Origin of the sequence: Pantoea sp. B566 (assembly GCF_024793925.1) — a bacterium.
Classification (GTDB): Bacteria; Pseudomonadota; Gammaproteobacteria; order Enterobacterales; family Enterobacteriaceae; genus Pantoea; species Pantoea ananatis.
The window spans coordinates 2,360,716-2,374,533 of sequence record NZ_JANUQL010000003.1 but is presented as its reverse complement, the minus strand read 5'-3'; the positions used below and the strand labels follow the sequence as shown (position 1 = coordinate 2,374,533).

Annotated in this window: 10 protein-coding genes, 2 tRNA genes and 4 rRNA genes; 12 read left to right on the top strand and 4 right to left on the bottom strand. The window is 52.2% G+C overall.

Features of this window, described 5'->3' with window-relative positions; translation table 11 throughout:
- The first annotated feature begins 21 nt into the window (after window positions 1-21).
- Genes dprA through NYE92_RS12740 form a run of 6 tightly spaced genes read left to right on the top strand, consistent with a single transcriptional unit; the run spans window position 22 to window position 3,817 of the window.
- Window positions 22-1,146: a DNA-protecting protein DprA gene (gene dprA / locus NYE92_RS12765; RefSeq protein ID WP_041457833.1), complete on the top strand. Its 1,125-nt coding sequence runs from the start codon at window positions 22-24 to the stop codon at window positions 1,144-1,146.
- Window positions 1,118-1,591, top strand: coding sequence for a DUF494 family protein Smg (gene smg / locus NYE92_RS12760; protein WP_013027451.1), 474 nt, complete (start codon window positions 1,118-1,120; stop codon window positions 1,589-1,591). The genes dprA and smg overlap by 29 nt, the downstream gene beginning before the upstream one ends.
- Window positions 1,592-1,613: 22 nt before the next feature.
- Entirely contained in the window at window positions 1,614-2,159 is a 546-nt protein-coding gene (locus tag NYE92_RS12755; RefSeq protein WP_013027450.1) for a type I DNA topoisomerase, read from the top strand.
- A 9-nt stretch (window positions 2,160-2,168) separates the two neighbouring features.
- The gene (gene tsaC, locus NYE92_RS12750; protein WP_013027449.1) at window positions 2,169-2,741 is read left to right on the top strand and encodes an L-threonylcarbamoyladenylate synthase type 1 TsaC; all 573 of its coding nucleotides are present in this window, start codon (window positions 2,169-2,171) and stop codon (window positions 2,739-2,741) included.
- 3 nt (window positions 2,742-2,744) lie between these two features.
- On the top strand, window positions 2,745-3,563 hold the full coding sequence (aroE, locus tag NYE92_RS12745; protein WP_013027448.1) for a shikimate dehydrogenase: 819 nt from the start codon (window positions 2,745-2,747) through the stop codon (window positions 3,561-3,563).
- Window positions 3,560-3,817 (top strand): DUF1488 domain-containing protein, encoded by a 258-nt coding sequence (locus NYE92_RS12740; protein ID WP_014604878.1) that lies wholly within the window; start codon window positions 3,560-3,562, stop codon window positions 3,815-3,817. Before aroE ends, NYE92_RS12740 begins: the two co-directional genes overlap by 4 nt.
- Here the strand turns inward: NYE92_RS12740 and NYE92_RS12735 are convergent.
- Window positions 3,772-4,338, bottom strand: coding sequence for a gamma carbonic anhydrase family protein (locus NYE92_RS12735; protein ID WP_014604879.1), 567 nt, complete (start codon window positions 4,336-4,338; stop codon window positions 3,772-3,774). The genes NYE92_RS12740 and NYE92_RS12735 overlap by 46 nt on opposite strands.
- 491 nt (window positions 4,339-4,829) lie before the next feature.
- On the opposite strand from NYE92_RS12735, the gene NYE92_RS12730 reads away from it, so the two are divergent.
- From NYE92_RS12730 to rrf (NYE92_RS12705), 6 genes are all read left to right on the top strand, one after another.
- Window positions 4,830-6,371 (top strand): 16S ribosomal RNA (locus tag NYE92_RS12730).
- A 163-nt stretch (window positions 6,372-6,534) separates the two neighbouring features.
- Window positions 6,535-6,610, top strand: a tRNA-Glu gene (locus NYE92_RS12725).
- 209 nt (window positions 6,611-6,819) lie between these two features.
- A 23S ribosomal RNA gene (locus tag NYE92_RS12720) occupies window positions 6,820-9,725 on the top strand.
- A 229-nt stretch (window positions 9,726-9,954) separates the two neighbouring features.
- Window positions 9,955-10,070: ribosomal RNA gene (gene rrf / locus NYE92_RS12715) — 5S ribosomal RNA — on the top strand.
- Between the two features lie 55 nt (window positions 10,071-10,125).
- A tRNA-Thr gene (locus tag NYE92_RS12710) sits at window positions 10,126-10,201 on the top strand.
- A 37-nt stretch (window positions 10,202-10,238) separates the two neighbouring features.
- Window positions 10,239-10,354 (top strand): 5S ribosomal RNA (rrf, locus tag NYE92_RS12705).
- The 16S, 23S and 5S rRNA genes sit together here with 2 tRNA genes alongside, the layout of an rRNA operon.
- A 352-nt stretch (window positions 10,355-10,706) precedes the next feature.
- Here the strand turns inward: rrf (NYE92_RS12705) and NYE92_RS12700 are convergent.
- The 3 genes from NYE92_RS12700 to NYE92_RS12690 are packed head-to-tail and all read right to left on the bottom strand — an operon-like array spanning window position 10,707 to window position 13,767.
- Window positions 10,707-11,465 carry an amino acid ABC transporter ATP-binding protein gene (locus tag NYE92_RS12700; protein ID WP_013027445.1) on the bottom strand — a complete coding sequence of 253 codons (759 nt, stop codon included), beginning with the start codon at window positions 11,463-11,465 and terminating at the stop codon, window positions 10,707-10,709.
- A 7-nt stretch (window positions 11,466-11,472) separates the two neighbouring features.
- Entirely contained in the window at window positions 11,473-12,573 is a 1,101-nt protein-coding gene (locus NYE92_RS12695; RefSeq protein ID WP_409035021.1) for an amino acid ABC transporter permease, read from the bottom strand.
- A gap of 15 nt (window positions 12,574-12,588) precedes the next feature.
- The gene (locus NYE92_RS12690; protein ID WP_259019050.1) at window positions 12,589-13,767 is read right to left on the bottom strand and encodes an amino acid ABC transporter permease; all 1,179 of its coding nucleotides are present in this window, start codon (window positions 13,765-13,767) and stop codon (window positions 12,589-12,591) included.
- Window positions 13,768-13,818 lie beyond the last annotated feature (51 nt).

Here is a 13,818-nt window from a genome sequence, read left to right as displayed (position 1 = left end):
GCTTGTCAGAGGGCTTTGAAGATGAGAAAACGGGAGCAATTACTGCGGCTGGGCACTATACCGGGCTTAACCGGCAGGCGTTGGTTAAAGGCGGCACAGCAACTGTCTGAAGGCAAAGATGTTGACGATGTGTTGACCCAGAATGGATTAGAGGTTTCACAGCGCCACCATTACCATCATCTCTCCCCGGGTTGGCTGAAAACGGTAAACACGTGGCTGTCGCAAAGCCCGTTACATCATTTGATTACCGCCCTTGATCCGCTTTATCCCGCTCAGCTCACTGAAATCAGCTGTTTTCCTCCTTTGCTGTATGTAAAGGGCGATCCTTCCGTTCTGGGTACATCGCAACTGGCGGTGGTGGGCAGCCGCCAGTGCTCTCACTCCGGTCGTTACTGGTGTGACGGGTTCACACAGGCGTTGTCGCTCAGTGGCTTCACCATCACCAGCGGCCTGGCTCTCGGTATTGATGGTGTTGCACATCGTGCTGCGCTGAACGTGAGGGGGAAAACCGTTGCGGTACTGGGCAGTGGACTGGCCCACCTCTATCCCAGGAGGCATGTTGCGCTGGCTCAGGAAATTGTCGAGCAGGGGGGCGCGGTGATATCCGAGTTTCCGCTTGATGCACTTCCTCTGGCACACCGGTTTCCACGCAGAAACCGGATTATCAGCGGATTAAGCCAGGGCGTGTTAGTCATTGAAGCGTCATTAAAGAGTGGTTCATTAGTCACAGCCCGTTACGCATTAGAGCAAAATCGCGCTGTTTATGCCTTGCCTGGAGCATTGGGCAACAGCGGCAGTGAGGGAACAAACTGGTTGATTCAGCAGGGAGCAATGCTGGTGGCACATCCTAATAACATCATTGAAGATTTACGCGCTATGCTTAACTGGTTACCTGTTACACAATCAGACGAAATTTATTCTGATGCCAGTGACGATGCTCCATTGCCATTTGCCGAGCTGTTGGCTAACGTAGGTGATGAGGTTACACCTGTTGACGTTGTCGCTGAACGTGCCGGCCAACCTGTGCCAGTTATTACAGCTCAGTTGCTGGAACTGGAGTTAGCAGGATGGATCGCAGCTGTACCCGGCGGCTATGTCCGATTGAGGAGGGCATGCCATGTTCGACGTACTCATGTACTTGTTTGAGACCTATATCCACAACGAAGCAGAAATGGGTGTTGATCAGGACAGATTGACAGATGACTTGACGGATGCCGGTTTTCATCGCGAAGACATTTATAACGCGTTGAACTGGTTAGAAAAATTGGCAGACTACCAGGAAGGTCTGGTCGCACCAATTTTACTGGCAAATGATCCGCTCTCCATGCGCATCTATACAGATGAAGAGAGCAAGCGTTTAGATGCCGAAAGCCGCGGTTTCCTGCTCTTCCTGGAACAAATTCAGGTATTGAGCCTTGAAACACGAGAAATGGTCATTGAACGTGTCATGGCGCTTGATACTCTTGATTTCGATCTTGAGGATCTTAAATGGGTGGTGTTGATGGTGCTTTTTAACATCCCTGGATGTGAAAATGCCTACCAACAAATGGAAGAACTGTTATTCGACGTCAACGAAGGTATGCTGCATTAAATTTCACTGATGCATTATCGTTATGAGTAAAACCGCACTCTTCACTGTGCGTAAACAGGATCCCTGCCCCGCTTGCGGGGCAGAACTTGTTATACGTTCAGGAAAACACGGTCCTTTTTTGGGCTGTGCAAACTACCCTGCCTGCGATTACATTCGGCCCCTGGGCAACCAGGCCGACGGGCACGTTGTGAAAGTTTTGGAAGGTCACGCCTGCCCGCAATGTGGCGCAGATAAAGTATTACGCCAGGGCCGTTTTGGTATGTTCATTGGCTGTAGCCATTATCCAGAATGTGATTACACAGAAACGATCGATAAACCTGATGAGACGACTCTCGATTGCCCGCAGTGTCAGCAGGGTAAACTGGTACAGCGGCGATCGCGCTTTGGTAAAACGTTTCATTCCTGTGATCGCTATCCAGCCTGCCAGTTTGCCGTCAACCTGACACCCGTGGCCGGGCGTTGTCCGCATTGTGAATTTCCACTTTTAGTTGAAAAAAAGACCGCGCAAGGCACCCGGCTTTTTTGCGCCAGTAAACGTTGTGGCAAAGCTATCATTGAAGAGACGTAAGACATCATCATGCAAAATCAACCAGTTTCCGGCTCACTCCAGGATTGTGTGAACCATCTGAAGCAACATGCAGTCATTGCTTACCCTACAGAAGCGGTATTCGGCCTGGGCTGCGATCCTGATAATGAATCGGCCGTCATGGCGCTGTTGGCGTTGAAACGGCGGCCAGTGGAAAAAGGATTGATTCTGATAGCGGCCGATTATGGCCAGCTCATGCCCTACGTTTCCGATCACGTGTTAACGGCGATGCAGCGTGAACGTATGTTTGCCTGCTGGCCCGGCCCGGTCACCTTTGTCGTGCCTGCGGCACCGCATACGCCGCGTTGGTTAACCGGACAATTCGATTCTCTGGCTATTCGCGTCAGCGATCATCCTGACGTTCAGGCGTTGTGCCGGGCGTTTGACAAGCCTCTGGTGTCAACCAGTGCGAATCTTTCAGGGCAGCCGCCCTGTCGCACAGTAGATGAAGTCAAACGGCAGTTTGGTCCGGCGTTCCCCGTGCTCAACGGGAACACGGGAGGCAGGTTAAATCCCTCCGAGATCCGCGACGTCATCAGCGGCAACCAGATACGGCAGGGTTAGCAGATGACACATTTTGCCGTTTTTGGTCACCCAATAAGCCACAGTAAGTCGCCGCAAATCCATCAGGCTTTTGCCAGACAAACGGGGATCACCCTTCAATATGATCGTATTGAAGCGCCTGTGGATAGTTTCCCCGAGGCTGTTACGACGTTTTTTGCCCAAGGCGGAGCGGGCGCAAATATCACGTTACCTTTCAAGCAGCAGGCCTGGGAATATGCCGATCAACTGACCGAGCGGGCTTCTACCTCGGGGGCGGTTAACACGTTGAAAAAGTGCCCGGACGGACAGATTCTTGGCGACAATACGGACGGCATTGGTTTAGTCAGCGATCTTCAGCGTCTGTCGATGATCAAACCAGGCGATCGTGTCTTACTGATGGGGGCTGGTGGGGCAGCGCGTGGCGTGATCCTGCCTCTGCTTTCTCTGGGAACGACGATTACGCTAGTCAACCGCACGGCTGCGAGTGCCCAAAGCATGGCAAAGGCGTTCGGACAGTATGGGGCGGTGAGTGCATGTTCATTTAATGCGCTGAGTGGTAAACAATTTGATTTACTGATTAACGCGACATCGAGTGGCATTAATGGCGATGTGCCGCCATTACCCTCATCATTAATCCATGCTGATTTACACTGCTATGACATGTTTTATCAGAACGGATTAACCGCTTTTCTGCGCTGGTGCCAACAACAGGGTTCATCGCATCTTGCGGATGGATTAGGCATGCTGGTGGGGCAAGCCGCGCATGCATTTCATTTATGGCATGGCATCATGCCGGAAATTGCGCCGGTGATCGCGTCATTGAAAGCGGAGCTGTCGTCGTGAATCAGGCTATCCAGTTTCCAGATCGTGAAACGCTGGATACGACATTAATGGCTGTCTGTTTCCCTGTTTTGGTCAATGGCATGGGGCTAACCTGTGCCATCAGTGTGACGGCTTTACACCAACAATTCGGGGAAGGGGATGCGATGGCACTGTTTCGTGACCATCGCTGGGATTTGGAAGATCAGGCGGAAGACTGTATCCGTAACGATCAGGTCGATAATGAAGGATGGATCTGGCTGTCGCCGGCCAGGTAGTCGTTCTTCCAACTGACATAGTTGCTGGCAGAGTAGAGCAATCCTGCTATTTCTTTTTCATTCAGCGGTCGGATCTGTTTGACCGGACTGCCTACATAAAGATAACCACTTTCCAGCCGCTTACCGGGAGGAACCAGGCTCCCGGCACCAATCAGAACGTCATCCTCAACAATCACGCCATCCAGCACAATTGACCCCATTCCAACCAGTACGCGATTGCCAATAGTACAACCGTGCAGCATGGCTTTATGTCCGACAGTAACATCCTCACCGATCACCAGTGGGAAACCTGCAGGATTAGCATCAGACTTATGGGTAACATGCAGCACGCTACCATCCTGAATATTGGTGCGGGCGCCGATGCGAACCTGGTTCACATCACCACGAATAGCCACCAGAGGCCAGATACCGACATCGTCTTCCATGATTACGTCACCCGCCACAACGCTGGTGGGATCAACCATGACGCGCAGACCCAACTGCGGGAATAGATGTTTATAAGGACGTAACGCTACAGTCATTGTGCTCTCCTTTACTGTGTTTACCGGCAGCCTGATGCGATTGTGACCAACTGGCAAGGGGATTTTGCGCCGGATCGTTGGTGATCTAATCAATATGAATGTTTTCTCGGCAGTCAGTAAAAAGATCCAAAAAAAGGGTTGTGCAATTAAATCGGATCCCTATAATGCGCCTCCATCGACACGGCACAACGGCTTACGGAATGCGGTGTTGAGAGGTTCAGGCAACTGAGCCGCCGGAGAAAAACTTCTGAAAAAGAGGTTGACTCTGAAGGAGGAAAGCGTAATATACGCCACCTCGCGACAGACGGTTAACCCGCTGTTCGCACTGCTCTTTAACAATTTATCAGACAATCTGTGTGGGCACTCGCAGGATTGATATCAGCGTCTCCGGACGTAAAAAATATCAAAGCCTCACGAGTGAACACATAATGAAATTCATTATGACGTTTTACAGATGAGCACCGCTGGACTTGTTTCAGCAAATCAAACTTAAATTGAAGAGTTTGATCATGGCTCAGATTGAACGCTGGCGGCAGGCCTAACACATGCAAGTCGGACGGTAGCACAGAGGAGCTTGCTCCTCGGGTGACGAGTGGCGGACGGGTGAGTAATGTCTGGGGATCTGCCCGATAGAGGGGGATAACCACTGGAAACGGTGGCTAATACCGCATAACGTCGCAAGACCAAAGAGGGGGACCTTCGGGCCTCTCACTATCGGATGAACCCAGATGGGATTAGCTAGTAGGCGGGGTAACGGCCCACCTAGGCGACGATCCCTAGCTGGTCTGAGAGGATGACCAGCCACACTGGAACTGAGACACGGTCCAGACTCCTACGGGAGGCAGCAGTGGGGAATATTGCACAATGGGCGCAAGCCTGATGCAGCCATGCCGCGTGTATGAAGAAGGCCTTCGGGTTGTAAAGTACTTTCAGCGGGGAGGAAGGCGATGTGGTTAATAACCGCGTCGATTGACGTTACCCGCAGAAGAAGCACCGGCTAACTCCGTGCCAGCAGCCGCGGTAATACGGAGGGTGCAAGCGTTAATCGGAATTACTGGGCGTAAAGCGCACGCAGGCGGTCTGTTAAGTCAGATGTGAAATCCCCGGGCTTAACCTGGGAACTGCATTTGAAACTGGCAGGCTTGAGTCTCGTAGAGGGGGGTAGAATTCCAGGTGTAGCGGTGAAATGCGTAGAGATCTGGAGGAATACCGGTGGCGAAGGCGGCCCCCTGGACGAAGACTGACGCTCAGGTGCGAAAGCGTGGGGAGCAAACAGGATTAGATACCCTGGTAGTCCACGCCGTAAACGATGTCGACTTGGAGGTTGTTCCCTTGAGGAGTGGCTTCCGGAGCTAACGCGTTAAGTCGACCGCCTGGGGAGTACGGCCGCAAGGTTAAAACTCAAATGAATTGACGGGGGCCCGCACAAGCGGTGGAGCATGTGGTTTAATTCGATGCAACGCGAAGAACCTTACCTACTCTTGACATCCAGAGAACTTAGCAGAGATGCTTTGGTGCCTTCGGGAACTCTGAGACAGGTGCTGCATGGCTGTCGTCAGCTCGTGTTGTGAAATGTTGGGTTAAGTCCCGCAACGAGCGCAACCCTTATCCTTTGTTGCCAGCGATTCGGTCGGGAACTCAAAGGAGACTGCCGGTGATAAACCGGAGGAAGGTGGGGATGACGTCAAGTCATCATGGCCCTTACGAGTAGGGCTACACACGTGCTACAATGGCGCATACAAAGAGAAGCGACCTCGCGAGAGCAAGCGGACCTCATAAAGTGCGTCGTAGTCCGGATCGGAGTCTGCAACTCGACTCCGTGAAGTCGGAATCGCTAGTAATCGTGGATCAGAATGCCACGGTGAATACGTTCCCGGGCCTTGTACACACCGCCCGTCACACCATGGGAGTGGGTTGCAAAAGAAGTAGGTAGCTTAACCTTCGGGAGGGCGCTTACCACTTTGTGATTCATGACTGGGGTGAAGTCGTAACAAGGTAACCGTAGGGGAACCTGCGGTTGGATCACCTCCTTACCTGAAGATACCTTCCCGCGAAGTGCTCACACAGATTGTCTGATAGAAAAGTAATGAGCAAAGCGTCTACGCGTTGGGGTGCGGTAACAATATTAATTGTCGCCTGATTATACAATCTCACCTTCACGTGAAACTACCCGTGTCTGTTGCACAAGTATTTCACGTCCCCTTCGTCTAGAGGCCCAGGACACCGCCCTTTCACGGCGGTAACAGGGGTTCGAATCCCCTAGGGGACGCCACTTGCTTGGTGACAGGTGAAAGGTGTTGCCCACATATCTTAAAGATGACTTGCGAGTCATGTTTAAGATATTGCTCTTTAACAATCCGGAACAAGCTGAAAATTTGAAACGACACAGCGTCGCATTCTTCCGTAATAAAGAATGATGACAATGTGTTCGAGTCTCTCAAAAGCTCACGACACGCAGCGTAAAACGCCTGTGGGTTGTGAGGTTAAGCGACTAAGCGTACACGGTGGATGCCCTGGCAGTCAGAGGCGATGAAGGGCGTGCTAATCTGCGATAAGCGCCGGTAAGGTGATATGAACCGCTACAACCGGCGATACCCGAATGGGGAAACCCAGTGTGACTCGTCACACTATCATGCAGTGAATACATAGCTGTATGAGGCGAACCGGGGGAACTGAAACATCTAAGTACCCCGAGGAAAAGAAATCAACCGAGATTCCCCCAGTAGCGGCGAGCGAACGGGGAGGAGCCCAGAACCATCATCAGCTTGTGCATCAGTGGAAGCGTCTGGAAAGTCGCAGGGTACAGGGTGATACTCCCGTACACAAAGGTGCACAGGCTGTGAGTTCGATGAGTAAGGCGGGACACGTGGTATCCTGTCTGAATATGGGGGGACCATCCTCCAAGGCTAAATACTCCTGACTGACCGATAGTGAACCAGTACCGTGAGGGAAAGGCGAAAAGAACCCCGGCGAGGGGAGTGAAACAGAACCTGAAACCGTGTACGTACAAGCAGTGGGAGCCTCTTTATGGGGTGACTGCGTACCTTTTGTATAATGGGTCAGCGACTTATATTCTGTAGCAAGGTTAACCGTATAGGGGAGCCGCAGGGAAACCGAGTCTTAACTGGGCGTTAAGTTGCAGGGTATAGACCCGAAACCCGGTGATCTAGCCATGGGCAGGTTGAAGGTTGGGTAACACTAACTGGAGGACCGAACCGACTAATGTTGAAAAATTAGCGGATGACCTGTGGCTGGGGGTGAAAGGCCAATCAAACCGGGAGATAGCTGGTTCTCCCCGAAAGCTATTTAGGTAGCGCCTCGTGAATTCATCTCCGGGGGTAGAGCACTGTTTCGGCTAGGGGGCCATCCCGGCTTACCAACCCGATGCAAACTGCGAATACCGGAGAATGTTATCACGGGAGACACACGGCGGGTGCTAACGTCCGTCGTGAAGAGGGAAACAACCCAGACCGCCAGCTAAGGTCCCAAAGTCATGGTTAAGTGGGAAACGATGTGGGAAGGCCCAGACAGCCAGGATGTTGGCTTAGAAGCAGCCATCATTTAAAGAAAGCGTAATAGCTCACTGGTCGAGTCGGCCTGCGCGGAAGATGTAACGGGGCTAAACCATGCACCGAAGCTGCGGCAGCGACGCTTATGCGTTGTTGGGTAGGGGAGCGTTCTGTAAGCCGTCGAAGGTGTGCTGTGAGGCATGCTGGAGGTATCAGAAGTGCGAATGCTGACATAAGTAACGATAAACAAGGTGAAAAACCTTGTCGCCGGAAGACCAAGGGTTCCTGTTCAACGTTAATCGGAGCAGGGTGAGTCGACCCCTAAGGCGAGGCCGAAAGGCGTAGTCGATGGGAAACAGGTTAATATTCCTGTACTTGGTGTTACTGCGAAGGGGGGACGGAGAAGGCTATATCGGCCGGGCGACGGTTGTCCCGGTTTAAGCGTGTAGGTGTGTGTTCCAGGCAAATCCGGTTCACTTTACACTGAGGCGTGACGACGAGGCACTACGGTGCTGAAGTGATAAATGCCCTGCTTCCAGGAAAAGCCTCTAAGCATCAGGTAACACAAAATCGTACCCCAAACCGACACAGGTGGTCAGGTAGAGAATACCAAGGCGCTTGAGAGAACTCGGGTGAAGGAACTAGGCAAAATGGTGCCGTAACTTCGGGAGAAGGCACGCTGGCGCGTAGGTGAAGGGACTTGCTCCCGGAGCTGAAGCCAGTCGAAGATACCAGCTGGCTGCAACTGTTTATTAAAAACACAGCACTGTGCAAACACGAAAGTGGACGTATACGGTGTGACGCCTGCCCGGTGCCGGAAGGTTAATTGATGGGGTTATCCGCAAGGAGAAGCTCTTGATCGAAGCCCCGGTAAACGGCGGCCGTAACTATAACGGTCCTAAGGTAGCGAAATTCCTTGTCGGGTAAGTTCCGACCTGCACGAATGGCGTAATGATGGCCAGGCTGTCTCCACCCGAGACTCAGTGAAATTGAAATCGCTGTGAAGATGCAGTGTACCCGCGGCAAGACGGAAAGACCCCGTGAACCTTTACTACAGCTTGACACTGAACACTGAGCCTTGATGTGTAGGATAGGTGGGAGGCTTTGAAGCGTGGACGCCAGTCTGCGTGGAGCCGACCTTGAAATACCACCCTTTAATGTTTGGTGTTCTAACGTAGGCCCGTAATCCGGGCTGCGGACAGTGTCTGGTGGGTAGTTTGACTGGGGCGGTCTCCTCCCAAAGCGTAACGGAGGAGCACGAAGGTTGGCTAATCCTGGTCGGACATCAGGAGGTTAGTGCAATGGCATAAGCCAGCTTGACTGCGAGAGTGACGGCTCGAGCAGGTGCGAAAGCAGGTCATAGTGATCCGGTGGTTCTGAATGGAAGGGCCATCGCTCAACGGATAAAAGGTACTCCGGGGATAACAGGCTGATACCGCCCAAGAGTTCATATCGACGGCGGTGTTTGGCACCTCGATGTCGGCTCATCACATCCTGGGGCTGAAGTAGGTCCCAAGGGTACGGCTGTTCGCCGTTTAAAGTGGTACGCGAGCTGGGTTTAGAACGTCGTGAGACAGTTCGGTCCCTATCTGCCGTGGGCGCTGGAGAATTGAGGGGGGTTGCTCCTAGTACGAGAGGACCGGAGTGAACGCACCGCTGGTGTCCGGGTTGTCACGCCAGTGGCACTGCCCGGTAGCTAAGTGCGGAAAAGATAAGTGCTGAAAGCATCTAAGCACGAAACTTGCCCCGAGATGAGTTCTCCCTGAGCCTTTAAGGCTCCTGAAGGGACGTTGAAGACGACGACGTTGATAGGCCGGGTGTGTAAGCGCAGCGATGCGTTGAGCTTACCGGTACTAATGACCCGTGAGGCTTAACCTTACAACGCCAGAGGCGTTTTGGTAGAGAGACGACTTGAATTTTCAGCATTGTTTACCGGATAAAGAATTTAGTTCTGTTCTGCGGACGCGAGTCCGAAGGATTTTGCGCTGAGTGCAAGGCGGCAACCGAGACGGGGTGAAGGAGCATACTGAGGTATGTGACTGAGCGGCGCGAGGGAAGCCAGCGCGGCAGCAGCGTGAAAGACGCAGGACGGAGCACAAAGAATTTGCCTGGCGGCTGTAGCGCGGTGGTCCCACCTGACCCCATGCCGAACTCAGAAGTGAAACGCCGTAGCGCCGATGGTAGTGTGGGGTCTCCCCATGCGAGAGTAGGGAACTGCCAGGCATCAAATTGAAAGACCCGAGCATCAGCATAACAGTGCCGGGAGTACCTGTTGCGTGCTGATATGGCTCAGTTGGTAGAGCGCACCCTTGGTAAGGGTGAGGTCCCCAGTTCGACTCTGGGTATCAGCACCAGTTATATATGGCTAGAGTTCGGCAAATAAAGAATTTGCCTGGCGGCTGTAGCGCGGTGGTCCCACCTGACCCCATGCCGAACTCAGAAGTGAAACGCCGTAGCGCCGATGGTAGTGTGGGGTCTCCCCATGCGAGAGTAGGGAACTGCCAGGCATCAAACAGAAAAGCCCCGTACGAAAGTGCGGGGCTTTTTTACGTCTGCGATGCGGTAAAAAGCCAATATCGAGCCGATTATGGCGCGCGGAAGGCCCCCATTGGGCACTGAAAACTTTCGAATGCTCCTTTCCATACGAATAAAACGCCGATTAAAAACCGGGCAACTGAGCTCAAACAGGGTTGTTAGCGTAATGAAACGCGATTATAAGCAATGCTGGCAGCTGAGGCGTTGTGCAACCACAGTTAACGCAGTGCGATTATTCGCGTAGCAGAAGAATATTATGCTGAGCGTCATGGGGGGAAACCGCACCTCCGTCGTAGACGAAGATGCGGGGAGAGATAAGAGGGGTTAGTGGATAACCTGGGACAGGAAAGCGCGGGTACGCTCTGACCGAGGATTAGCAAAAAACTCCTGCGGAGGAGCGACTTCCACGATCTCACCGCGATCCATAAAGATCACTCTGTCGGCTACCGTACGGGCAAAGCCCATTTCGTGCGTCACACAAAGCATTGTCATACCATCTTCGGCCAGTCCAATCATCGTATCGAGCACTTCCTTCACCATCTCTGGATCCAGAGCAGAGGTCGGCTCATCAAACAGCATGATTTTAGGCTTCATGCATAGCGAACGTGCGATAGCTACGCGCTGCTGCTGTCCCCCAGAAAGCTGGCCGGGAAACTTATGCGCATGTTCTTCAATACGAACACGCTTGAGGTAGTGCATAGCAAGCTCTTCGGCTTCCTTTTTAGCAATTTTACGCACCCACATGGGCGCCAGCGTGCAGTTCTGCAAAACGGTAAGATGAGGGAAAAGGTTAAAATGTTGAAACACCATACCGACCTCGGTACGGACCCGCTCAATGTTGCGCACATCATCATTCAAATGAATACCATCAACCACAATACGGCCCTTCTGGTGTTCTTCAAGATGGTTGATGCAGCGAATTGTGGTGGATTTGCCTGAACCTGATGGTCCACACAAGACGATACGTTCCTGGGGTTTAACCTGAAGATTAATATCTTTCAGCACATGGAATTGCCCGTACCACTTGTTCACATTTTCCAGCGAAATCATCGCATTGGTTGAATCAGTTATTATTTGTGTCATAGAAACCTCAGTGCGATTTGCGCCCGGTGTGAAAACGTTTTTCCAGATACTGGCTGTAACGTGACATGCTAAAACAGAAAATCCAGTAGACCAGCGCGGCAAAGACATAGCCTTCAGTAGACATGCCTAGCCAGGCGGGATCGACGGTAGCCTGCTGCACGCTACTAAACAGATCGAATAAACCAATAATGATGACCAGGCTGGTATCTTTGAATAACGCGATAATGGTGTTCACCAGTCCTGGAATAGTCAGCTTTAAGGCCTGCGGAAGGATGACCAGCATTTGCGTCTTCCAGTATCCCAGAGCCAGCGATTCAGCAGCTTCATACTGCCCCTTAGGCAAGGCTTGCAGTCCACCACGTACCACCTCTGCCACATAAGCCGACTGGAACAAGATCACGCCAACCAGTGCACGTACCAGTTTGTCGATGGTCGTTCCTTCTGCCATAAACAACGGCAACATGACCGAAGACATAAACAGAACGGTTATCAGCGGCACGCCGCGCCAGAACTCAATAAAAATCACTGACAGCGTTCGCACCACCGGCATCCGGGAGCGTCGTCCCAGCGCCAGTAAAATCCCCAGCGGTAAGGCGCCAGCGATACCGACGGATGCAATGATCAGCGTCAGCGTAAGCCCACCCCATTGACGGGTTTCCACCCGGTCCAGCCCTAAGAAACCGCCATACAACAGAAACCAGACAACAAGGGGATAGCATACTGCCCATGCGGCAATGTAGCGTCCACGGTAAGGCAGCCGTTTAATAAACATCGGCACAATGGATGCCAGCCCAATGACCAGCGCCAGGTTGATGCGCCAGCGCAGTTCATGTGGATAAAGCCCATACATAAACTGGCCAAAGCGGGCATGAATAAAGACCCAACATGCCCCCTCTTTCGTACAGTCTGTGCGTGTTGTGCCAAACCAGTTTGCATCGAAGATCAGCCAGTTCAGAGCAGGTGGAATCACATGCCAGATAAGCCAGATGCAAAGCAGCGTCAGAAAGGTATTAAACCACCCTGAAAACAGATTTTTGCGCGCCCACAGCCAGGCCCGGCTCAGCGGTGATGAGGCTATCTGCGGTGTTTCGTGTGTAGTGACAGACATAGTTATCCCGTTCTCTTAACGCTCAACCAGCGCGATTTTGCGGTTGTAGAAGTTCATCAACATTGAAATCAGCAGGCTGATAATCAGATAGACGCTCATGGTGATAGCAATGGTTTCGATGGCCTGGCCGGTCTGATTCAGGACCGTTCCGGCAAACAACGACACCATATCGGGATAGCCAATTGCCGCAGCCAGAGAAGAGTTCTTCACAATATTCAGATACTGGCTGGTAAGGGGAGGAATGATCACGCGCATCGCCTGAGGGATAATAACCTGACGCAAGGTGACCGGATTGGGTAATCCCAGCGAGCGGGCCGCCTCATGCTGCCCATAGGGCACAGCCTGAATACCTGAACGAATGACTTCCGCAATAAACGAGGAGGTATAAATCGACAGCGCCAGCGTCAGTGCCGCCAGCTCAGGAATCATGACGAAACCGCCCCTAAAGTTAAAGCCGCGTAACTCAGGAATGTCCCAATGCATGGCTGCGCCAAAGCCCAGATGTGCAATGAAGGGAAAGAGTAACAACATCAAAATGGCGACAGGCCAGGTGCGACGAAATTGACCGGTTTTAAGCTGATGCTGACGGTTGAAGCGGAACAGGGCGTAACTCGCGACAACAGCCAAAACGAGGGCAAAAACAAATGGCCAGCTTCCCGGTGCATAGGTCGGCCAGGGCACATACAGGCCACGATTGCTGACGAAGGCCAGATCGAAAGCATTGAGCGCCTGACGGGGGCCGGGCAGGTTACGTAATACCGCAAAATACCAAAAGAAGATCTGGAGTAAGGGGGGAATATTGCGGAAAGTTTCAATATAGATATTGGCGATTTTACGCAGTAACCAGTTATCTGACAGGCGTGCCAGCCCGATAAAAAACCCCAGAACAGATGCAAAAACAATACAGAGTGCCGAAACCAGTAACGTATTGGTCAGCCCGACCAGAAAGACGCGTGCGTAGGTGTCACCCTCAGTGTAGTCAATAAGATGCTGAACAATGCCGAAACCCGCATTGCGCTCCAGAAAACCAAACCCGGAAGTAATACCGCGATTAGCGAGATTGATAACGGTGTTGTGGATAAGGTAGCCCACCACAGCAACTACAATAATGATCGCACCTATCTGGTAAAGCCAGGCTCGAACCGTGGGATTACCGAACGAAAAATCCCTTTTCACGGTTGGGCGTTGTGACATGTTTAAACCTCAATAACAAAAGCTTTGCTGGGGCACCGTAGAAAACGGTGC